18 protein-coding genes and 1 riboswitch are annotated in these 22,448 nt (G+C 66.1%); of the genes, 5 read left to right on the top strand and 13 right to left on the bottom strand.

Annotated features, from left to right (window positions below; genetic code table 11):
• From AC1DIP_RS21650 to AC1DIP_RS21635, 4 genes are all read right to left on the bottom strand, one after another.
• On the bottom strand, positions 1–1,022 hold a 1,022-nt coding region (locus AC1DIP_RS21650), incomplete at its 3' end, for an L-serine ammonia-lyase (protein ID WP_477735050.1).
• Positions 1,023–1,291: 269 nt separating this feature from the next.
• Positions 1,292–2,440, bottom strand: coding sequence for a glycine cleavage system aminomethyltransferase GcvT (gene gcvT, locus AC1DIP_RS21645; RefSeq protein ID WP_477735049.1), 1,149 nt, complete (start codon positions 2,438–2,440; stop codon positions 1,292–1,294).
• Between the two features lie 12 nt (positions 2,441–2,452).
• Complete coding sequence (gene gcvP, locus AC1DIP_RS21640) at positions 2,453–5,299, bottom strand: aminomethyl-transferring glycine dehydrogenase (protein ID WP_477735048.1); 2,847 nt, start codon at positions 5,297–5,299, stop codon at positions 2,453–2,455.
• 192 nt (positions 5,300–5,491) lie between these two features.
• A riboswitch (glycine riboswitch) is annotated at positions 5,492–5,589 on the bottom strand.
• Positions 5,590–5,684: 95 nt separating this feature from the next.
• Entirely contained in the window at positions 5,685–6,221 is a 537-nt protein-coding gene (locus AC1DIP_RS21635) for a TetR family transcriptional regulator (RefSeq protein WP_476209373.1), read from the bottom strand.
• Positions 6,222–6,303: 82 nt separating this feature from the next.
• Here AC1DIP_RS21635 and AC1DIP_RS21630 point away from each other — a divergent pair, with 82 nt between their 5' ends.
• On the top strand, positions 6,304–7,860 hold the full coding sequence (locus AC1DIP_RS21630; protein ID WP_477735047.1) for an MFS transporter: 1,557 nt from the start codon (positions 6,304–6,306) through the stop codon (positions 7,858–7,860).
• Between the two features lie 87 nt (positions 7,861–7,947).
• Here the strand turns inward: AC1DIP_RS21630 and AC1DIP_RS21625 are convergent, their stop codons facing one another.
• Positions 7,948–8,427 (bottom strand): ferritin-like domain-containing protein, encoded by a 480-nt coding sequence (locus AC1DIP_RS21625; RefSeq protein WP_476209369.1) that lies wholly within the window; start codon positions 8,425–8,427, stop codon positions 7,948–7,950.
• A gap of 221 nt (positions 8,428–8,648) precedes the next feature.
• On the opposite strand from AC1DIP_RS21625, the gene AC1DIP_RS21620 reads away from it, so the two are divergent.
• A complete protein-coding gene (locus AC1DIP_RS21620) occupies positions 8,649–10,205 on the top strand; it encodes an amino acid permease (RefSeq protein WP_476209367.1) in 1,557 nt (518 codons plus the stop codon).
• 69 nt (positions 10,206–10,274) lie between these two features.
• Here the strand turns inward: AC1DIP_RS21620 and AC1DIP_RS21615 are convergent, their stop codons facing one another.
• The 7 genes from AC1DIP_RS21615 to araB all read right to left on the bottom strand — a co-directional run bounded on the left by AC1DIP_RS21615 (position 10,275) and on the right by araB (position 16,766).
• Positions 10,275–10,823: an AMIN-like domain-containing (lipo)protein gene (locus tag AC1DIP_RS21615; RefSeq protein WP_477735046.1), complete on the bottom strand. Its 549-nt coding sequence runs from the start codon at positions 10,821–10,823 to the stop codon at positions 10,275–10,277.
• A 155-nt stretch (positions 10,824–10,978) separates the two neighbouring features.
• A complete protein-coding gene (locus AC1DIP_RS21610) occupies positions 10,979–11,281 on the bottom strand; it encodes a DUF4193 domain-containing protein (protein WP_477735045.1) in 303 nt (100 codons plus the stop codon).
• Between the two features lie 92 nt (positions 11,282–11,373).
• Entirely contained in the window at positions 11,374–11,577 is a 204-nt protein-coding gene (locus AC1DIP_RS21605) for a hypothetical protein (protein ID WP_477735044.1), read from the bottom strand.
• A 76-nt stretch (positions 11,578–11,653) separates the two neighbouring features.
• Entirely contained in the window at positions 11,654–12,670 is a 1,017-nt protein-coding gene (locus AC1DIP_RS21600) for a LacI family DNA-binding transcriptional regulator (RefSeq protein ID WP_477735043.1), read from the bottom strand.
• 43 nt (positions 12,671–12,713) lie between these two features.
• The gene (gene araA, locus AC1DIP_RS21595) at positions 12,714–14,234 is read right to left on the bottom strand and encodes an L-arabinose isomerase (RefSeq protein WP_476209361.1); all 1,521 of its coding nucleotides are present in this window, start codon (positions 14,232–14,234) and stop codon (positions 12,714–12,716) included.
• 46 nt (positions 14,235–14,280) lie between these two features.
• A complete protein-coding gene (locus tag AC1DIP_RS21590) occupies positions 14,281–15,009 on the bottom strand; it encodes an L-ribulose-5-phosphate 4-epimerase (RefSeq protein WP_476209359.1) in 729 nt (242 codons plus the stop codon).
• A complete protein-coding gene (gene araB / locus AC1DIP_RS21585; protein WP_477735042.1) occupies positions 15,006–16,766 on the bottom strand; it encodes a ribulokinase in 1,761 nt (586 codons plus the stop codon). Before araB ends, AC1DIP_RS21590 begins: the two co-directional genes overlap by 4 nt.
• 268 nt (positions 16,767–17,034) lie before the next feature.
• Between araB and chvE the strand changes: the two genes are divergently transcribed.
• The 3 genes from chvE to mmsB all read left to right on the top strand — a co-directional run bounded on the left by chvE (position 17,035) and on the right by mmsB (position 21,087).
• On the top strand, positions 17,035–18,165 hold the full coding sequence (chvE, locus tag AC1DIP_RS21580) for a multiple monosaccharide ABC transporter substrate-binding protein (protein WP_476209356.1): 1,131 nt from the start codon (positions 17,035–17,037) through the stop codon (positions 18,163–18,165).
• 107 nt (positions 18,166–18,272) lie between these two features.
• The gene (mmsA, locus tag AC1DIP_RS21575) at positions 18,273–19,802 is read left to right on the top strand and encodes a multiple monosaccharide ABC transporter ATP-binding protein (RefSeq protein ID WP_477735041.1); all 1,530 of its coding nucleotides are present in this window, start codon (positions 18,273–18,275) and stop codon (positions 19,800–19,802) included.
• 4 nt (positions 19,803–19,806) lie between these two features.
• Positions 19,807–21,087, top strand: a complete 1,281-nt coding sequence (mmsB, locus tag AC1DIP_RS21570; protein ID WP_477735040.1) for a multiple monosaccharide ABC transporter permease — start codon at positions 19,807–19,809, stop codon at positions 21,085–21,087.
• A gap of 103 nt (positions 21,088–21,190) precedes the next feature.
• Here the strand turns inward: mmsB and AC1DIP_RS21565 are convergent, their stop codons facing one another.
• Positions 21,191–22,441 carry an MFS transporter gene (locus AC1DIP_RS21565; RefSeq protein WP_141158071.1) on the bottom strand — a complete coding sequence of 417 codons (1,251 nt, stop codon included), beginning with the start codon at positions 22,439–22,441 and terminating at the stop codon, positions 21,191–21,193.
• Positions 22,442–22,448: the final 7 nt, after the last annotated feature.

The following is a 22,448-nucleotide window of genomic DNA, read 5'->3' as shown; positions in this document are numbered from 1 at the left end:
GCGGCGAGCAGGAACCGCACCACCACACCGTCCCGGTCGGCCTGGGTTGCCTGGTCCATGCCCGGGGCGAAATGCAGGGCATAGAACAGCACCGCCGGGATGATCCCGGCCGCCCCGTTCGTCGGCGCGGTGACCACCCGGCCGCCGGAGGCGTTCTCTTCGTTCACGGCCAACGCCACCAAGTTAACCCACTCCTGCCAATACCGTGGGTCGTGATGGTCCTGCCCGTCATTGCCGGCGTCGTCGGGGCCGGCGGTTTCCTTCTTCAACCGCTCGTACCAGTCCGGGGCGCGGCGGCGGACCTTCAACCCGCCCGGCAGCACCCCCTCGCGTTTGAGCGAGGTCTGCACGCAGTTCTCCATCACGGACCAGATATGCAGCAGCCCGGCACGGATCTCCTCCTCGGAGCGGGAGGCCAACTCGTTCCTGAACATCACATCGGCGATCCCCAGCCCGGTCACCGCGCAGTGCTCCAGCAACTCCGCCGCGGTCCGGAACGGCAGCGGCAACTCCTCCTTGGACGCGTCCAGTTCCTGCTGCGCCGCGTCCTCTTCCCCCTCCCGGACGATGAACCCGCCACCGACCGAGAAAAACGTCGCCGCATGCACCACATCCCCGGCAGCGTCGCTGACCGTGAACGTCATCCCGTTCGTGTGCCGCGGCAGCACCGTCAACGGCCGCAACACCATGTCCTTGACGCCATACGGCAGCGACACCGACCCGGCCAGGTTCAGGACCCCCGTCTCCGCGATCGAGGCCAACCGCTCCTCCACCTCATCAGGCAGGATCAACTCCGGATGGAACCCCTCCAACCCCAACAGGACCGCCGTCATCGTCCCATGCCCATGCCCCGTCGCGGCCAGCGACCCATACAAATCCACCCGCAGCGACACGACATCAGCCAGCCTGCCGGAGGCCTTAAGCTCCTCAGCGAACACAGCAGCAGCCCGCATCGGCCCCACCGTATGCGAAGACGACGGGCCAATCCCGATCGAAAAAAGATCAAAGACACCAACAGCCATGACGGTTCCTAACTAAAAGGGTGGTCGGGATGGAGCGGGCAGGACATCCTCTGCGGGCTCGGTCGCGAAGACGCCCGCTGCGCGGACGTGCCGCTCCCTTAGACGCCCGCTGCCGGATGCCCCGCCCACTCCGCAGGCACGTCACCAAGGCGACTTCCCCGGGAGGGGCCGGCGGAGCCGGACTTTTCGAAAGCCTGCGTCAAAGCGACGAAGGAGCAGCAGGCGTGAAAATGTCCGGTCCACCGGTCACGAAGGCGACCATGCGGGCTTTAGCGGGTGCGCTTGTAGAACGGGAGGTCGACGACTTCGAAGGGTTCTGCTTTGCCGCGGAGATCGATGTCCAGGGCTGTGCCGGGTGCCGAGTGTTCGACGTCGACGTAGGCCATGGCGATCGGGTAGCCGAGGGTGGGTGAGGGCTGGCCGGAGGTGACTTCACCGACCGTGTCCCCGTCCTTGAGCACGGGGTAGTGCGCCCGGCCGGCGCGGCGGCCCTTGCCTTTGAGCCCCACGAGGCGGCGGCCGGAGGTGCTGCCTGCGCCGGCTTCCTTCTTTGCTGCCAGCGCGGCCTTGCCAACGAAGTCGCCTTCCTTGGAGAGTGCGACGACGGGGCCAAGCCCGGCAGCGAACGGGTCGCCCTGCAGCGACAGTTCGTTCCCGTACAGCGGCATTCCCGCTTCCAGGCGGAGAGAGTCGCGGGAGGCAAGGCCGGAGGGGGTCAGTTCCCCGTCGTCGGCGATGGCGACCAGTGCCTGCCACAGGGCCGGGGCGTCATCGTTGGCCACGAAGATCTCGAACCCGTCCTCACCGGTGTACCCGGTGCGCGCGAGCAGGAGTTCCTTGCCGGCCCCGCCCACCAGGAACGGAACCTCCACGGCGGCGTAGTACTTCAGCTCCGTCACCAGCGAGTGCTGTGCGGCCGGGACCAGGCGAAGTAGGAGTTCCTGGGCCCTGGGGCCCTGCACTGCGATCAGCGATGTCCGGGCCGAGGCGTCCTCCACCAGCACGTCGAACCCTGCGGCCCGTTCGTGCAGGGCCGCCGCCACCACCGCGGCGTTGCCCGCATTGGGCACCACCAGGAAGACATCTGTTCCGTCTTCAGCAGCGGGACGGCGGTAGGTGATGAGGTCGTCGATGATGCCGCCGTCGGCGTTGCAGATCAGCGAGTACTTGGCCTTGCCCACGGCCATGGCGGAGATCTTGCCCGCCAGGGCGTAGTCGAGGAAAGCGGCAGCCTGCGGTCCGGTGACCCACACTTCGCCCATGTGGGAGAGGTCGAACAGGCCGGCGGTGTTGCGGACGGCGTGGTGTTCAGCCAGTTCGGAGCTGTACTTCAATGGCATCTGCCAGCCGCCGAAGTCGGTGAAGGAGGCGCCCAGCTTTTTATGTTCGTCGTACAGGGCGGTGTATTTCTCGGTCACGGTGCCGGTCCTTTAGTTTTCGAACTCTTCGAGCGGCGGGCAGGAGCAGATGAGGTTCCGGTCTCCGGCGGCGCCGTCGATCCGGCCCACCGGCGGGAAGTACTTGTCCTGCTTGTGGTGGGCAGGGAACGCGGCCTGCTCGCGCGGGTAGGCACGGTCCCAGTCGGAGCTGACGACGGCGGCTGCCGTGTGGGGTGCGCGGCGCAGGGGTGAGTCCGCCACGGCGAAGTCGCCGTTGGCCACCTGGTCGATTTCCTTGCGGATGGTGATCATGGCCTCGATGAAGCGGTCGATCTCGGCCAGGTCCTCGGACTCGGTGGGCTCCACCATCAGGGTTCCTGCCACCGGGAATGCCAGGGTGGGGGCGTGGAAGCCGAAGTCGATGAGGCGCTTGGCCACGTCCTCGGCCGTGACACCGGTCTTGGCGGTCAGTTCGCGCAGGTTCAGGATGCATTCGTGCGCCACCAGGCCGCCTTCGCCGGTGTAGAGCACTGGGAAATACTCGTTCAGCCGGGCAGCGACGTAATTGGCTGCGAGCAGCGCGGACTTGGTGGCCTCGGTCAGGCCTTCGCCGCCCATGAGCTTCACGTACGCCCAGGAGATCGGCAGGACGCCGGCCGAACCGAAGCGGGAAGCCGAGATCGCGACCCCGTGGCCTTCCTCATGCGCTGCCTTGTTGGCGTCGCCGGGCATGAACGGTGCCAGGTGGGCCTTGGCTGCCACGGGTCCGACGCCGGGTCCGCCGCCGCCGTGGGGGATGCAGAAGGTCTTGTGCAGGTTCAGGTGGGAGACGTCGCCGCCGAACTTGCCGGGCTGGGCCAGGCCCACCAGGGCGTTCAGGTTGGCGCCGTCGATGTAGACCTGGCCGCCGGCCGCGTGCACGGCGTCGCAGACCTCACGGACGTCCCCGTCGTAGACGCCGTGGGTGGACGGGTACGTGATCATGATGCAGGACAGGACATCCTTGTGGGCCTCGATCTTGGCCGTCAGGTCATCGTGGTTGATGGTGCCGTCCGCTGCGGTGGCGACGACGACGACCTTCATGCCGGCCAGGACTGCCGAGGCGGCGTTGGTGCCGTGGGCGGAGGCGGGAATGAGGCAGACGTTGCGCTGCTCTTCCCCGCGGGAGTGGTGGTAGCCGCGGATGGCCAGCAGGCCGGCGAGCTCGCCCTGGGATCCGGCATTGGGCTGGATGGACACCTGGTCGTACCCGGTGATCGCGGTCAGGTCCGCCTCCAGGTCGGCAATCAGTTCACGCCAGCCTTCGGTCTGGGAGTCCGGGGCGAAGGGGTGGATGGAGGCGAACTCCGGCCAGGAGATGGCTTCCATCTCGGCGGTGGCATTCAGCTTCATGGTGCACGAGCCCAGCGGGATCATGGTGCGGTCCAGCGCCAGGTCCCGGTCCGACAGCTTCCGGATGTAGCGCAGCAGCTGGGTTTCAGACCGGTGCGTGTTGAACACCGGGTGCTGCAGGTAGTCGGAGGAACGTCCGACGGCGGCCTCCAGTCCGAAGCCTTCAGCCGCGGCAACGGAGGCCCCAAAGACGTCCGCGACGTCGGCGACGATGGCCGCCGTCGTGGTTTCGTCGAGCGAGATGCCCACGGTATCGGCGTCGATGGAACGCAGGTTGATGCCGCGCGCTTCGGCATCGGCGACAAGCGCGGCAGCGCGTCCGGGGACGCGGACGGTAAGGGTGTCGAAGAAGCTCGTGTGCAGCACCTCCACACCGGCAGCTGCCAGCGAGGCCGCCAGCACCCGGGCGTGGCCGTGCGTCGTTTCCGCGATCGCCTTCAGCCCGTCGGGGCCGTGGTAGACGGCGTACATCGAGGAGACGATGGCCAGCAGGGCCTGCGCGGTGCAGATGTTGGATGTGGCCTTTTCGCGGCGGATGTGCTGCTCGCGGGTCTGCAGCGCCAGGCGGTACGCGGGCACCCCTGCGTCGTCCTTGGACACCCCCACCAGGCGGCCGGGCAGCGACCGCTCCAGGCCCTTGCGGACAGCCATGTAGGCGGCGTGCGGGCCACCGAAGAACAACGGGACCCCGAAGCGCTGGGTGGAGCCGACGGCGATGTCGGCGCCCTGCTCGCCCGGAGGGGTGATCAGGGTCAGGGCCAGCAGGTCAGCGGCCACGGTGACCAGCGCGCCGCGTTCCTTCGCCGCCGCAATAGTGGCGGACTGGTCCCAGACCCGGCCGGAGGCGCCGGGCTGCTGGAGCACGATCCCGTTGATGTCGCCGTCGGGCAGGCCGTTGGACAGGTCGGCGACCTCAACCTCGAAGCCGAGCGCCTCGGCGCGGCCCTTGACGATGGCGATGGTCTGCGGCAGCACGTCGATGTCCAGGACAGTCTTGCCGTCCGCTGCAGGCTTGGCCTTGTTGGAGCGGCGCATCAGCAGCACGGCCTCGGCCACGGCGGTGGCTTCATCGAGCAGGGACGCGTTGGCGATGGGCAGGCCCACCAGGTCCTGGACCATGGTCTGGAAGTTCAGCAGCGCCTCGAGCCGGCCCTGGGAAATCTCGGGCTGGTACGGCGTGTAGGCGGTGTACCAGGCCGGGGCTTCCAGCACGTTCCGGCGGATCACTGCAGGCGTGACGGTGTCGTAGTAGCCCTGGCCGATCAGCTGCACGGCCGTTTTGTTCTTGGCGGCGAGCCGGCGGAGTTCTGCAAGCACCTCAACTTCACTGAGTGCGTCCTGCAGGCGGAGTGCGGTTTCCTGGCGGATGACCTTGGGGACGGCGGTATCGACCAGTGCGTCGACCGTGCCGTAGCCAACGGCCTTGAGCATGGTGTCGATGTCATCCTGGCGGCGTGCACCAATGTGGCGGTCGACGAAAGTGGTGGGGGCTGGGGTAACCGACACGAAGGAACTCCATTTTGTTCAGGCGGCGCAGGGTACGCCACAGCTATCCGGGTCCCTCCCCGCTCTGTATTGGACCTGAGAGTTTCCGCGTTGCCTGCCTGGGCAGGAACCGCTTGCACCGTCGGTGAGCACAACAGTCATGCCGGCCCCTTCACAGGGGAACGGAAGCTGCCTGCTGCTTTCCAGAGGTGCCTCGCCGCGGCGGTACAGGGGCCTGTGAGATTCCCGGGGAGGATTTGCTCCTACGGCGCCTGCCTGTGCTTCGGGCAGGACTCTCCCGCCGCAGATCAAAGGCTATTCATTTGTTGCGATCATGACGGCCGATGACAGCCCTCACAACTCTCCATTGTCCTACGCCCCAACCCCTCCGGGCAAATGGTCGGGGCTACCTGCGGAGCCGCTCCAGGGCGGCCAGGAGCTCCTCCACATCGGAACCGGCGCCCGCCTCCGGGGCAGGCCCCACGGACAGCATGGCGTTGAAGTACAGCCCGTCCCCCATGTACAGGACAGCCTTGGCCAGGCCGGGTCCAACATCCGCCGCAATCTCATCCAGCCACCGTCGCTGGATGGCGGCGAACCGGCGCCGCGTCTCTTCATGCGCCACCTCCGCCAGGCGGGTGGCCGCCACGATGACACGGTCCAGCGGAGTGTCTGCCCACACCGAAGAACGGATGAAGTAGGCCGCAGCCCCTTCATCGGCCGAAGCCATCGCGTCGGCGTCTGCCCGGGCCAGGCCCTCCAACCGGTCCAGCAGCACGGCAATCAATGCTTCCTTGTTGGGAAAGTGGTAGAGCAGGCCGCCCTTGGACACGCCGGCCTTGCGGGCCACGGCGTCAAGGGTGGCGGCGCGCTCCCCCACGTCGATCAGCAGGGACTCGAAGGCGTCGAGGACCGCATCACGGGCGACAGGCTTTCGGGGCATGCCTCCCATCATGCCCTCAGGCGGGTCCGAATCGGGAATATGCCAGTTTCAAACTATACCGTCCAGACGGTACAGTTATGGAATGACGACCTCCATCAGCCCCACAGCAGTCCACGGGGACGGCACCCCCACACGCCGCCCATGGCGCGACTGGCTTGCGCTCGGCCTGCTGATGTTTCCCGTCCTGCTGGTGGCGGTGGACAACACGGCACTGACCTTCGCACTTCCCGCCATCTCCCAGGCCCTGGAACCCGGCGGCGTGCAACTGCTGTGGATCGTTGACGCCTATCCGCTGGTCCTGGCCGGCCTGTTGGTGTCGATGGGCAGCCTCGGCGACCGGATCGGGCGGCGGCGCCTGCTGGTCATCGGCAGCCTGGGCTTCGCCGGACTGTCCGCCGCCACGGCCTTTGCGCCCACGCCTGAGTGGCTGATCGCCGGCCGGGCCGCGCTGGGGTTCTTCGGCGCCATGCTGATGCCGTCCACGTTGTCGCTGATCCGCAACATTTTCCCGGAGCCCAACCGCCGGCGACTGGCCGTGGCCATCTGGGCCGCGGGCTTTTCCGGCGGCGCCGCCCTGGGGCCGATACTGGGCGGATGGCTGGTGGAGCACTTCTGGTGGGGCGCCGTCTTCCTGGTATCGGTGCCGCTCATGCTCCCCCTGCTGGCGCTGGGTCCGGCCCTCATCCCGGAATCGAAGGACCCCGCGCCGGGCAGGGTGGATGTCGCCAGCATCGCGCTCTCCATGCTGGTCATGGTGCCCGTGGTCTACGGCATCAAAACAGTGGCCACCGAGGGTCCGGGCGCTGCCGGGCTGGGCAGCATTGCCTTCGGCCTGGCCATGGGCGTTGTGTTCGTGCGGCGCCAGCACCGGCTGGAGCACCCGCTGCTGGACATGTCCCTGTTCCGGAACAAGGTATTCAGCATGGCCATCAGCGCCAATATCCTGGCCCTGTTTTCCTTCAACGGCTTCATCCTTTTCCTTGCCCAGCACCTCCAGCTCATCGGAGGCATGACCCCGTCCGCGGCAGGCGTCGCAATGCTCCCCGCGCTGGCGGCCACGGTGGTGGCAGGCCTGGTGGTGGTGCCGCTGGTCCGCAAGGTCCGCCCGGGGTTTGTCGTGGCCGCGGGGCTGTCCTTCAGCGCCATTGGCTACAGCATGGTGGCCTTCGGAAGCCATGGCGGCGGATCCGCGATGCTGCTGGCCGCACTGCTGGTCCTGGCGCTGGGCGTGGGCACGGCGGAAACCATCTCGAACGACCTCATCCTCGACTCGGCCCCGCCGGCGAAATCAGGCGCTGCGGCGGCGATTTCCGAGACGGGCTACGAGGTGGGCTCGCTGCTGGGGACTGCGGTACTGGGCTCCATCCTGACGGCGTCCTACCACCAGCACCTGCGGTTGCCGGCAGGGCTGAAGGAAATGCTGCCCGGCAATTCGCTGCACAACGCCAGCGAAACGCTGGCCGGCGCGGTGGACGCAGCCAACCTGCTGCCGGCGCCGCTCGCCGGAGCCCTCAAGGACGCCGCGGCGGCCGCCTTCGATTCCGGAGTGCACGTCACGGCGGCAATCGGGCTGGTGCTCATGGCGACGGCGGCAGTGCTCGCCGGCGTCATCCTCCGCAAAGTGCCCAAAGCGGTTTAGCGGAACATCCGCAGTATTGCCCGGACAGCAGGCAGGCGTCCGGCACCGCGGGATCCCTCGGCGCCGGACGCCCGTGTGGACCGTCCGCTACTTGGAGTCGGCCGCGGTGACCTTGGCAGTGGGCTTCATGTTTTCCGCCTGCACCATCCAGGCAAACTGCTCCAGCCGGGCGATGAACTCGTGCAGGAGGTCCGCCGAGGTGGGGTCTTCCTCATCCACCTCATCGTGGACTTTGCGCATGGTTCCCACGGCCGCTTCCATGGCGGCTACGATCCGCTCGATGGCGTCCGCGGTGCTGATCAGCCCTTCCGGGAACTGGGCCAGGCTGGTGGTCTTGGCCACGGTGGAGCTGCGGCCGTCGGGAAGCGCGTGCAGGGCGCGCATGCGCTCGGCGGTGTCGTCGGCGAACTGGCGGGCAGCGTCCACGATCTCGTCAAGCTGCAGGTGGAGGTCGCGGAAGTTGGTGCCCACGATGTTCCAGTGCGCCTGCTTGCCCTGAACGTGAAGCTCGATCAGGTCCGCCAGGACGGCCTGCAGGTTATTGGTCAGTGTCGGTGAAGCTTTCATGCATCCTCCTCTATTGGTCCAGTACGGCAGACGCTACCAGCCGCGAACGGCGCGGCGGCAGGGCAAAAGGCAATTTCTCAGTGAGCTTACTAATTTCGAAAACCGGTCATAAACGAATGTTATTCATATTGCGTCTTGCATCACAGCCGGGCTGCCCCCATACTAAATGAACGCCATTCATATAGTGACCTCCGTCTCACAGCCTTCCAGAAAGTGGTGCCATGACAGAGACAATCCGCACCAGTACTGCCAAACCCGGCCCGCACGCGCACGCCCCCTCAGCGGACGGCGTCAGCGCCAAGGGACTCAAGGGCGGCCAGCTCGGGCTCCTGGCCGTCGTCGTCCTGGGCATCTCCACCATCGCCCCCGCCTATACCCTCACCAGCGCACTTGGTCCCACCGTCAATGAAGCCGGCCTCCAGCTGCCCGTCATCTTCCTCATCGGGTTCATTCCCATGATCCTGGTGTCGCTCGCCTACCGGGAACTCAACGCCGACTCCCCGGACAGCGGCACCACCTTCACCTGGGTGACCAAGGCCTTTGGCCCGTGGGTGGGCTGGATGGGCGGGTGGGGCCTGCTGGCCGCCAACATCATCGTGCTGTCCAACCTGGCCGGCGTCGCTGTCGACTTCTTCTACCTCTTCCTCTCCCAGCTCACCGGCTCCCCCGAACTGGCGGACCTCGCGGACAATAAGGCGTTGAACGTCATCACCTGCTTTGTTTTCGTGGCGCTGGCCGTCTGGGTGAGCTACCGCGGCCTGCACACCACCAAGCTGGTGCAGTACAGCCTGGTTGGCTTCCAGCTGCTGGTGCTGGGCCTGTTCGTGGCCATGGCCTTCGCCAACTGGTCCACCTCGGAAACGGCCATCCCGTTCAGCTGGGACTGGTTCGACGTCACCAAGATCGAGACGTTCGGACAGATCGCGGCCGGCATCTCCCTGTCGATCTTCGTGTACTGGGGCTGGGACGTCTGCCTGACGGTCAACGAGGAAACGGCCAACGGCAAGAAGACCGCCGGTGTGGCAGGCACCCTGACCGCCGTCATCGTCCTGGCCATCTACCTGCTGGTCAGCATCGCCACCATGATGTTCGCCGGCGTCGGCGACACCGGGAACGGGCTGAACAACGCCGAGAACCACGAGAACATCTTCACGGCGCTGGCCTCCCCCATCATGGGACCGTTTGCCATCCTGATGTCCCTCGCCGTGCTTTCCAGCTCCGCCGCGTCCCTGCAGTCGACCTTCATGTCGCCCTCGCGCAGCCTGCTGGCCATGGCCCACTACGGCGCGCTGCCCGAACCCTTCAGCCGCATCAGCAGGAAGTTCTCCACACCGGGCTTTGCCACCATCGCCGCCGGCGTCATGTCTGCGGGGTTCTACGCCGTCATGCATGTGGTCAGCGAGAACGTCCTGAACGACACCATCCTGGCCCTGGGCCTGATGATCTGCTTCTACTACGGCCTCACCGCCCTGGCCTGCACGTGGTACTTCCGCCACAGCCTGTTCAACAGCGTGCGGCACTTCATGTTCCGCCTGGTGTGCCCGGTGGTGGGCGGCGTGGGGCTGTTCGTCGTCTTCGTCCAGACCGCCATGGACAGCCTGGCACCTGAGTTTGGCAGCGGTTCAGAGGTGTTTGGCATAGGCCTGGTATTCATCCTGGGCGTCGGCATCCTGGCCCTGGGCGCCGTCGTCATGCTGGTCATGTCCCGTACGCACCCGGGCTTCTTCCGCGGCGAAACCCTCAAGCAGGACACCCCCGCACTGGTGGTTCCGGAATAACTTCCAACCCAAAAGGTGCCGCGCCCCACCGGGGCCCGGCACCTTTTTTGGTGTGACGACGACGGCTGGTCACCAGTAGTGCGCCACGTCGATGACCAGGCGCGCACCGGCGCCCGGACCGTCAAGGGTGAACACCCGGAACGGGAGGCGGGCACGGACGCCCAGGCCGATGGTGGTCTGGCCCTCGAAGCTTCCGGCCCAGACAACCTGGCGGAAGGTCTGGTATCCCGAAACGTTGGAAAGCCCGGCCTTGTCGGCGGGGGTGTAGGTGGGCTGGCCGTTGTCGTCGTAGGCCGGCGCTTTGACGACCACCTGCAACCGGGCGCCGCCCCGGGTGGGCACGATTGCGCCCGAGCCGTCCTGGATAATTTGCGGGACGTAGCGCACGGTGTAGCCGGGAGCCGGCACGCCGCCCAGGTCAACCACCAGCCGGTCAAAGCAATAGTGCTGGCCGGTCCGGACGTTCGTCACGGGCACGCGGCCCATGTCGCCGCCCGACTTCATCAGCGAACCCCAGGTGAGTCCGCAGTAGGGCGCCGCGGCGGCGGGGCCCTCCGCAACGATTCCCAGCCCGACAGCCAGCAGGATGGCCGCGAGCCAGATGGAGAACTTTTTCATTGTGGTGCCATCCAAAATAAGGGCTGTTGGATGCTTCCAGCGTAGGAGGGTTGGCGGGCTGAAACGAGGTCCATTTTGATAACGACGGCGTGCGGGGACAAAGCAGCGCCGGCCACCTCAGGGAGGTGGCCGGCGCCGGGAAAGACAGGAAAACTCTAGCCTTCGCACTCGCGGCAGTACTTCAGGCCATCCTTTTCACGGGCGACCTGCGACCGGTGGCGGACCAGGAAGCACGATGCGCAGGTGAACTCGTCAGACTGCTCGGGAACCACGATGACCGTCAGTTCCTCATTGGACAGATCGGCGCCGGGCAGGTCGATACCTTCAGCGGTGTCGTTCTCGTCGACATCGATAACCGCGGTCTGCGCGTTGCCGCTCCGTGATGCCTGAAGGGCCTCGAGGGAGTCGGCCGGCGACTCTTCTTCCTGCTTGCGTGGAGCATCGTAATCGGTAGCCATAGCATGTTCACTTTCGTTGCTGCGCAGCGCCATTTCAGGCACCTCAGTGAAGCAGTTTAGGGCATGATCCCGCTACCGGCGCAATAGTGTGCTCAACCAGACATTCCACCGGTTTCGGGCACCGTTCCCGCATGCCCGGCCCTGGCGTGGGCCGCCCCGATGGACACCCCGCTCAATGCCGGCAGCCATCCCCACCGGGTGGCATCGGCCATGGCGCCGGCGGCACTCGATTCGGAGTCGAACGTGACGGAATCCAGCAGCCAGTTGCGGAGCCGTGTGAGCAAGGTAGCGGTCATGCCTGAAAACTACGCAGTTATTGTTGTGGCCACGTTTCGCGCGGGTCTCCCGCTGATTAATTCGGCGCCCGCCACGTCACGGGACAGGCGGCGCCGTACTGCTGCGCACGATGAGCTCGGGCTCCACCACCAGGGTCCGCGGCCCGTCCCGACCGTCGAACGCGGTGAGCATCATGTCCATGCACCGCCGGCCCAGTTCTTCAAAGTCCTGCCGGACCACCGTCAATGGCGGACTGAAGTAGCCCGCCTCCGGCTGGTCGTCGAAACCCACCACCGAGAGGTCCTGCGGCACCCTGACGCCCGCCTCGTTCAGGGCACGCAGGACGCCAAGGGCCATCTGGTCGTTGCCGACGAAAAGGGCCGTGGCCCGGCGGCCGGCAGCCAGCCGCCGGCCGATCCCGTAGCCGCTGCCCGCGCTCCAGTCACCCTCGGTGATCAGGTCCGCCTCGAGCCCGGCGGATTCCAGGGCATGCCGCCAACCCTCGGCGCGGGCTACGGCGTCGATCCAGTCCTGCGGACCCGCAACGTGTCCAATCCGTACGTGCCCCTGGCTGATGAGATGTTCCACCGCCAGTTCGGCGCCGCGCCGCTGGTCCACCTTGACGCCGCCCACGCTGTCGTTCCCCTCCGGTCCCACGGCCACCACCGGCACTCCGATCGGCAGTTCCGCCAAGGCAGCCAGCGTTTCCAGGTGCGGAACGATTACCACGATCCCGTCCACCGACTGGTCCAGGAAGTGCCGGACGGCGTCCAGGATCGCGTCCCGGGTGACCTCGCGCAGCGCCGCGACGCTGACGAAGTAGCCCGCATCCCGCGCAGCCCGTTCCACGCCCAGCAGGGTGTTGGCCGGGCCGTATTGCGAAAGCTCGCTGCCCAGGACGCCGATGATCTGCGAGCGCCGGGTGACCAGGCTCCGGGCGGCAGAGTTGCGGCGGTAGCCGAGGTCGGCAATCGCCGCTTCCACCTTCCGCCGGGTGCCGGGACTTACGTTGGGGTGGTTGTTGACCACCCGTGAAACGGTCTGGTGCGATACCCCGGCACGTTCCGCCACGTCCTCAAGCCTGGGCAGCCGCGGCGGGACGCTGGCCGTCACGGGGTTCCCGTCCCTGGCCGCCGCCGGGACCTTTGCCACCTGATCAGATCCCGCCGGCGAGTTTGTAGTAGGCGGCGTTCCAGTTCAGGTCCTTTTTGAACTGGCGGATAGTGGTGTCCTGGTCGATGGTGAGCAGTTCGGTCTTGGCTATTTCGGCGAAGTCCTCGAAGACGTCCATGCCCACCTGGGTGGAGAGCACGGTGTGGTGGGCTGCCCCGGCGGTGAGCCACGCCGCGGCCGAGGTGGCGAAGTCCGGCTGGGGCTCCCAGAGTGCGCGGGCCACGGGGAGGTTGGGCAGCGGCTGGTCGAGCGGGACCACGTTGACGGCGTTGGCCACCAGGCGGAACCGGTCCCGCATGTCGGACAGGGCGACGACGACGCCCGGGGACGCGTCGGCGTCGAACACCAGCCGGACGGGGTCTTCCTTGCCGCCGATGCCCAGCGGGTGGATTTCCAGCCGCGGCTTTGCTGCCGTCAGGGAAGGGCAGACTTCGAGCATGTGGGCGCCGAGGATCTTTTCGGACCCGGGTTCCAGGTGGTAGGTGTAGTCCTCCATGAGGGAGGCGCCGCCGGGCAGGCCGGCGCCCATCACCTTGGCGGCCCGGACCAGGATGGCGGTCTTCCAGTCGCCTTCGGCGCCGAACCCGTAACCGGCGGCCATGAGCCGCTGCACGGCGAGTCCGGGCAGCTGGCGGAGGGCGCCAAGGTCCTCGAAGGACGTGGTGAACGCCGCGGAGCCGTTGCCTTCAAGGAAGGACCGCAGGCCCAGTTCGATCCGGGCGCCGTAGCGCAGCGAGTCGTGCCGGGCCGCGCCTGCGCGGAGCTCCGGCACGACGTCGTAAAGGTCCTCGTACTCGGCCACCAGGGCGTCGACGTCGGACTCTGCAGCGCCACGGACGGCGTCGGCGAGCTCGTTGACGGACCAGGTGTTGACCGCGACGCCGAAGCGCAGCTCGGCCTCGGTCTTGTCGCCTTCAGTGACGGCGACGTTGCGCATGTTGTCGCCAAAGCGGGTGAGCCTCAGGGTGCGGACGGCTGCCCAGCCCGCGGCAGCACGCTGCCACGATCCCACCTGGCGGGCCACTTCGGGGTTGGAGACGTGGCCGACGACGGTCTTCCGGGCGATGCCCAGGCGGGACTGGATGTAGCCGAACTCGCGGTCGCCGTGGGCGGCCTGGTTCAGGTTCATGAAGTCGAAGTCGATGTCCGCCCAGGGCAGGTCCCGGTTGGCTTGGGTGTGCAGGTGCAGCAGGGGCTTCCGCAGCAGGTCCAGGCCCTGGATCCACATCTTGGCCGGGCTGAAGGTGTGCATCCAGGCCGTCACGCCGATGACCGAGTCATCCGAGTTAGCCTCCAGTGCGGTGCGGCGGATGGCATCGGAATCGGTCAGGACCGGCTTCCACACGATGCGCACGGGCACCGCGGAGGAGGCATTGAGCTGGTTGGCGATCTCCTGCGACTGGGCCGCCACCTGCTTGAGGACCTCCTCGCCGTAGAGGTGCTGGCTGCCGGTCAGGAACCAGACTTCGTAGCCGTCGAGGGAAGTGGTCGCAGCGGTGCTCATGAATTCTCCTGGAAAGATTTTCTGGCCGGTTGGTGGCCGGTGCTTGTTATTGGCCGTAGACGTTCTGGTAGCGGGCGTAGAGGGAGTCGATGTGGGCCTGGTCAATGGGCAGCGGCTCGCCCAGCTGCCGGGAAATGTGCACGGTGCGCGCCACTTCCTCGCACATGACGGCGGCCTTGACGGCGGAGCGGGCATCCTTGCCGATGGTGAACGGGCCGTGGTTCTGCATCAGGACCGCCGGGGACGTGGAATTCTTCAGCGTCTCCACGATTCCGTGCCCAATCGAGTCGTCGCCGATCAGCGCGAACGGGCCCACCGGGATCGAGCCGCCGAACTCGTCCCCCATCATGGTGAGCACGCAGGGGATGGCCTCGCCCCGGGCAGCCCAGGCGGTGGCGTACGTGGAATGCGTGTGCACCACCCCGCCCACCTCCGGCATGTGCCGGTACACGTAGGCGTGCGCGGCGGTGTCCGACGACGGCGACAGCGCGGGATTGCCCCAGTCCACCGTGCCGCTGCCGCCCACGTTGGTGCCCCTGACCGGGGTGCCATACAGGTCGGTCACGATCATCTGCTCCGGGGTGAGCTCCTGGTACGAGACACCGGACGGCTTGATCACCATGAGGTCGGTGCCCGGCACCCGCGCCGAAACGTTGCCCGCCGTCCACACCACCAGGCCATACCGGGTCAGCTCGGCGTGCAGGGCGCACACCTCCGCCCGGATCCGGGCGATGGTTTCCAGAAGGCCGGTTCCGGCACCTGTCCCGGCGGTCATGCTGACACCCACACCGGTGATTCGGATACGGAGCCTGCTGCAGGCTGGGCCGTCTGGGCGGCTTTGCGCTGGATGGCCTTGAGCCGGTGCATGACGTCGTTGCCGCCCCTGCCGAAGTAGTCGTGGAGGGCCTTGTATTCCTGGAACAGTTGTTCGTAGGCGGCCGCGTTTTCCGGGATGGGGGTGTAGACCTCGCCGGGCTCGGCGCCCATGGCCGCGGCGGCTTCACGGATGTCCGCGTATTCTCCCGCTGCGACGGCGGCATGGATGGCTGAGCCCAGTGCCGGTCCCTGTTCCGAGCCGATGGTGGACAGCTGGAGCCCGGTGGCATCGGCGTAGATCTGCATCAGGAGCCGGTTCTTCAACAGGCCACCGGCCACGATGAATTCCTTGACCGGGACTCCGGCGTCACGGAAGGCGTCCACGATGGTGCGGGTTCCAAAGGCTGTGGCTTCCAGGAGGGCGCGGTAGGTGTCCTCGGGCCTGGTGGCCAGGGTTTGGCCCACCACCATGCCCGAAAGCTCGTGGTCCACCAGGACCGAGCGGTTGCCCGAATGCCAGTCGAGTGCGATCAGTCCGTGCTCCCCGATGGCCTGGCGGGAGGCCAGTTCGGTCAGGTACTCGTGGATCCCCAGTCCGGAGTCCTTGGCAGCCTGGTGGTATTCGGGCGGGACGCCGTACTTCGTGAACCAGCCGAAAATGTCGCCCACGCCTGACTGTCCGGCCTCGTAGCCCCACAGGCCCGGCACGATGCCACCATCAACGGCACCGCACATACCCGGCACCTCGCGCAGCTCACTGCCGTTCATGACGTGGCAGGTGGAGGTGCCCATGATCGCCACCAGCTGGCCGGGTTCGACGGCCTTCGCGGCCGGGGCGGTGACGTGCGCGTCAACGTTTCCCACGGCCACCGCGATGCCCTCCGGCAGCCCGGTCCAGGCAGCGGCCTCCGCCGTCAGGGTGCCGGCGGCATCGCCCAGCCGGCCGATAGTGTGCTCCAGCTTGGAGCTGACGAAATCCTTGAAGTCCGGGTTCAGGGCAGCAAGGAACTCTTCGGACGGATACCGGCCATCCTGGTAAATCCCCTTGTAGCCGGCCGTGCAGGCGTTGCGGACGTAGCGGCCGCAAAGCTGCCAGACGATCCAGTCGGCCGCCTCCACCCAGTGGTCCATGGCGGCGTAGGCTTCCGGATCCTCTTCCAGCAGCTGCAGTCCCTTCGCGAACTCCCATTCGGAGGAGATCAGTCCCCCGTACCGCGGAAGCCAGTCCTCGCCGCGTTCGGCGGCGAGCTTGTTGATCCGGTCAGCCTGCCCCTGCGCTGCGTGGTGGCGCCAGAGCTTCACGTAGGCGTGCGGACGGTTGGCGAAGGCGGGCAGTTCGTTCAGGGGGGTTCCGTCGGCCTTGACCGGCACCATGGTGCAGGCGGTGAAGTCGGTGGCAATGCCGACGACGGCGGCAGGGTCGATCCCCGCGTCGGCCACGGCGGCAGGGACAGCGGTACGCAGGACGTCCCGGTAGTCGTTGGGCACCTGGAGTGCCCATTCCCCGGGAAGCCGGGCGCCGTCGTCGCCCGCTGTATCCCGGGGCAGCACATCCGTGACCACGGCGTGGGGATACTCGTGGACGGCGCTGCCCAGCTCCTTGCCGTCGCGGACGCGCACCACCACGGCGCGGCCTGAAAGGGTTCCGTAATCCACGCCGATGACGCAGTGGTCATGGAGGGACTCGGAGCTGGGAGTGGTCAGCGCATCTGGCATGGGGGTTGCCTCCGTCCGGGAGGCATGGGCCTCATTACCGGGTTTGTAGGGGTCAGGGTACAGCTAAGTGCTGCAGTCAGTGTGAACGCTAACAACCGAGAAGTCAATGAAGCCGAAAACTTTTCGCAATTCCCGCCTGGACCTCTTGTTAGCGTTCACAAATCAGTCTATATTGAACCGACACATCAACAATGTGGCCAGGACCAGGGAGCACGGGTGCTGCCCGGTCCAACAACACTTCGTGGCAGTGCTGCCGCGGAAGGAGAAAATGGTGAGAATCAAAAAACTGATGGGCGCGGTGGCGCTTGTCCTCGCCCTGACGGTGGGTGCCACCGGTTGCGGCGCCCGCGGCGGAGCCAGCGAACCCAGCGGCGCGGCTGCAAAGCCCAGTGATTCACTGGTAGGCATCTCGATGCCCACTCAGACGTCCGAACGGTGGATCGCCGATGGCGCCAACGTTGAAAAGTCCCTGAAGGACCTCGGCTACAAGACGGACCTCCAGTTCGCCAATGACGACATCCCCACCCAGGTGTCGCAGATCGAAAACATGCTGACCAAGGGCGCCAAGGCCCTGATCATCGCCGCCATTGACGGCACCACCCTGACCGACGTCCTGGCCAAGGCCAAGGAGCAGAACGTCAAGGTCATCGCGTACGACCGCCTCATCAACGGCACGCCCAACGTCGACTACTACACCACGTTCGACAACTACACGGTGGGCGTCCAGCAGGCCACCTCGCTGTTGACCGGCCTGGGCCTCGTTGATGCCAGCGGCAAGAAGGTGGACGGCAAGGGCCCCTTCAACATCGAGCTTTTCGCGGGCAGCCCCGACGACAACAACGCCAACTTCTTCTGGACCGGCGCCATGGACACCCTCAAGCCTTACATGGATGCCGGCACCTTGAAGGTCCCCAGCGGACAGACCAAGTTTGAGCAGGCAGCGATCCTCCGCTGGCAGGCACCCGTGGCCCAGAAGCGCATGGAGGACATCCTCACCTCCGCGTACAGCTCCGGCACCAAGCTGAACGGCGTCCTGTCCCCGTATGACGGCCTGTCCATCGGCATCATCTCGGCCCTCACCAGCACCGGCGGCTACGCCAAGGGAAGCCTCCCCGTGGTGACCGGCCAGGACGCCGAAAAGGGTTCCGTGAAGTCCATCGTCGCCGGCGAGCAGTACTCCACCATCTTCAAGGACACCCGCCAGCTCGGCGCGCAGGCCGTGAAGATGGTGGACGCCGTCCTCAAGGGCCAGGAACCGGAAACCAATGACACCAAGACCTACAACAATAAGGTCAAGGTGGTCCCGGCCTTCCTGCTGAAGTCCGTCATTATCACCAAGGACAACTACAAGAAGGAACTGATCGACTCGGGTTACTACAAGGACTCCGACGTCAAGTAGTCAGCGCCAGGGGGCTGTGGCCGGACCCCCATCCGGCCACAGCCCCGTCCGCAGCCTCCTGCAGCAGCAGGAAGGCCCAGCTTTCGACCAGTCAGTGGGAATTGACGATGAACATACCCATTCTTCAAATGCGAGGAATCACCAAGACGTTCCCGGGCGTAAAAGCGCTGCAGGACGTCACCCTGGATGTGAACCGTGGCGAGGTCCACGCCATCTGCGGTGAAAACGGGGCCGGCAAATCAACGCTCATGAAAGTGTTGTCCGGCGTCTATGCACACAACACCTTCGACGGGGAGATCCTCTTCGAGAACGAACCCTGCAACTTCTCCAGCATCTCGGACAGCGAAAAGCGGGGAATTGTCATCATCCACCAGGAACTGGCCCTGAGCCCGTTCCTCTCCATCGCCGAGAACATCTACCTGGGCAATGAACAGGCCACCAATGGATGGGTGGACTGGCGCAAGACCAACCTCGAGGCCGCCAAGCTGCTGGCCCGAGTTGGCTTGGACGAGAATCCGGTCACCCCCGTGCAGCACATCAGTGTCGGAAAGCAGCAACTGGTGGAAATCGCCAAGGCCCTCTCCAAGGAGGTGAAGCTGCTGATCCTTGACGAACCCACGGCCGCCCTCAACGACGAGGATTCCGGCCATCTGCTGGACCTGATCCTCCACCTGAAGGGACAGGGCGTCACCAGCATCATCATCAGCCACAAACTTAATGAAATCCGGAAGGTGGCGGACGCCGTCACCATCATCCGGGACGGCAGGACCATCGAGACCCTGCGTCTCGACGAAGGCCAGATCACGCAGGAACGGATTATCCGCGGCATGGTGGGCCGTGACCTGGAGAGCCTGTATCCGGAACGCGAGCCCAACATCGGCGAGGAGGTCCTGCGGATTGAGGACTGGTCCGTACGCCACCCCCAGGACCACAGCCGCATGGTGGTCAATAACGCCAACCTGCACGTCAGGAAGGGTGAGGTGGTAGGCCTGGCTGGCCTCATGGGCGCCGGGCGCACCGAACTTGCCATGAGCGTCTTTGGCCGCACCTACGGCACCGCCACGTCGGGCAAGGTGTACAAATACGGCGAAGAAATCAACACCGCCACGGTGTCCGACGCTATCCGTCACGGCATCGCCTACGCCACCGAGGACCGGAAGCACTACGGCCTGAACCTCATTGAGGACATCAAGCGGAATATCTCGCTGGCGGCACTGCGCAAGCTCGCCAAGACCGGCTTCGTGGACAAGAACCAGGAGACTGTGGTGGCCAACGGCTACCGCAAGAGCATGAACATCAAGGCACCCTCCGTGGCCGCCATTACCGGCAAGCTGTCGGGTGGAAACCAGCAGAAGGTGGTGCTGAGCAAATGGATGTTCTCCGACCCCGATGTGCTCATCCTCGATGAACCCACCCGCGGGATCGACGTCGGCGCCAAATACGAGATCTACACGATCATCGCCAAACTCGCCGCCGAAGGAAAGGCAGTCCTTGTGATTTCCTCGGAACTTCCCGAACTCCTTGGCATCTGCGACCGCATCTACACCCTCGCAGCCGGCCACATCACCGGCGAGGTGCCCATCGCCGAAGCCACCCAGGAAACCCTGATGCACTACATGACCAAAGAGAAGGAATAGCGAAATGTCCGCCCTACGAGAATCGCTCGGATTCCTCACAAGCCGCCTCCGCCAGGTTGGCATCTTCGTTGCCCTGATCCTGATCGTCCTGCTGTTCCAGGGGCTCACCGGCGGGATCCTGCTGGAACCACAGAACGTCACCAACCTGGTGGTCCAGAACAGCTACATCCTCATCCTGGCCATCGGCATGGTGATGGTGATCATCGCCGGGCACATCGACCTGTCCGTCGGCTCGGTGGCCGGGTTCATCGGTGCCGTCGCCGGCGTCATGATCGTGCACTGGGGCTGGCCGTGGTGGGCCGCTATCCCCGCCTGCCTCCTGGTCGGTGCCTTAGTCGGTGCCTGGCAGGGCTACTGGATCGCCTACGTGGGAATTCCGGCCTTCATCGTGACGCTCGCCGGCATGCTGATCTTCCGCGGGCTGACGCTCATCACGCTCAAGAACCAGCAGATCACCCCGTTCCCCGCCGAACTGCGGGCCCTGGGCGGCGGCTTCCTTCCGGACATTTCCGGCGGCACCTCCGTGCTGGAATGGCTCACCGTCATCCTGGGCGTCGGCGCCACGGCGGCCCTGCTGATCCAGGCCTTCAAGGAACGCAGGATCCGCCGGAAGTTCGACCTTGAAAGCGAACCCATGGTCTGGTTCGTCATCAAGACCACCTTCACCGCGCTGCTCATGCTGGTCATCACGTTCCTGCTGGCGTCCTACCGGGGAACGCCGATCGTGCTGGTGGTCCTGGCCGCACTGGTGATCGCCTACACCGCACTCATGAACAACAGCGTCTTCGGCCGCCACACGTACGCCATCGGCGGCAACCTCCACGCGGCTGAACTGTCAGGCATCAAGACCAAGGTCGTTACGTTCCGCCTCTTCGTGAACATGGGCGTGCTGGCCGCACTGGCCGGCCTGGTCTTCACCGCCCGCCTCAACTCGGCACAGCCCGCCGGCGGAACCGGCTTCGAACTCGACTCCATCGCCGCGGCGTTCATTGGCGGCGCCGCCGTCACCGGCGGCATCGGAACGGTGGCCGGAGCCATGATCGGCGGCCTCATCATGGGCGTCCTCAACAACGGCATGTCCATCCTGGGACTGGGCACCGACTACCAGCAGCTCATCAAGGGCCTGGTGCTCCTTATCGCCGTCGGCTTCGACATCTTCAACAAGAACCGCAGCGGTGGCGGCGGCACCATTGGAAAGCGCTTCAAGCTCAAGACCAGCCCCCCGCCGGCCCAGGAAAAGCCGGCGCCGGCCGCCAGCGAAACGGTGGAGGCAGGAATAAAGTAAGACGCCCCACCTGCACAAACGAAGGCCCTCGTCGACCTGGACCACAGCCAGGGCAACGGGGGCCTTCCCTGTGTGCCTCCCGCGGCACTTTCCCGGCAACTGCTCAGGGCGCAGCCAGGCCGGTGGCAACATCGGCCGGCGAGCGCCGTCGCCGGCTCAGCACAATGAAGGGTGCCGCCAACAGCTGCACCGCGCCGCCGAGGGCAAGGGACGCCGGGTAGCCGTAAAGGTCCGCGGTCCTGCCCAGCACCGGCTGCACCACCACTCCCCCGCTGGAACCCATGAGCGAAGCGAAGCTCAGGACCGTGGCCCGCTGCTTCGAGGCAATCATGTCGTTCAGGTACGCCTGGCGGACCGGGGTGCCGGCGGAGGCAACCACGGCCCACAGCGACAGCAGTACCAGGGCCAGCCAGAAGGAGTGGGTGGCCAGGAGCACCACCAGCACCACTGAACTGGCAATCGTGGAGCCGATCAATACCGTGGTGCGGCGGCCCACCAGTTTCCGGACCAGCGGCGCCAGCCAACCGCCAACGATGTCCGCCCCGGCAACGATCGCAGCTGCCAGTCCTGCGATGGCATAGGCCTTGGGGTCCCCGAACAGCTGCAGCAGGTACGGCTGCAGGGCGTAGAAGACGTAGAACCCCACGCCCTCGGTGAACGGGGCCGCCAGCATCATGAACCGCACCGGAGGGTTCTTCAGTCCGCCCTCCAACGAGGCCCGCAGGACTGCGCGCGTGGCCTGCACCGGGTGGGCCGACCTCTCAGGGGTAAAGCCGACGTCGTGCATGAGGAGGAACGCAACGGCGAACATCGCCACCAGCACTCCTACCCGCAGCAGGAAAGGGACTCCAAGGTTCGTGGCCTGGGCAATGACACCGCCTGCCACGGATCCCGCCAGCATGGCGATGCCGGACACCATCTGGCCCCGCCCCAGGACAGCTTCCAGGCCGCCGTCGTAGCCGGAGAAGTGGAGCGCATCCACCAGCCAGGCTTCCACGGCTCCGGAGAAGAACGTGAAGCCAAGGCCAAGCAGCGCTGACACGGCCGCCCACCACCAGAACGGGGCAGAGAGCTGCCAGAGCAGGTAGTACAGGTACGTGGACGCGGCGAGGGTCACGGTGCCCAGCAGGAAGGATGCGCGGCGTCCCCAGCTGTCCGCCACCACCCCGGTGGGCACCTCGAAGAGAACCATCCCTGCGGTGAAGAAGGCATTCGCGGCGAAGGCTTCGAGGTTGGTGAGCCCGGCGTCCAGCAGGAAGAGCGTGTTGATTCCCCAGATGAAGGACGCCGCAAGGGTGTTTCCCAATGTCAGCGTCAGGTAGACGTTCTGGATCTTTCGTGCTGCGGCATTCACGGCGGCC

The sequence above is a fragment of the Pseudarthrobacter sp. 05T312 genome (assembly GCF_056396685.1).
This window is presented reverse-complemented; position numbering and strand designations above follow the sequence as displayed.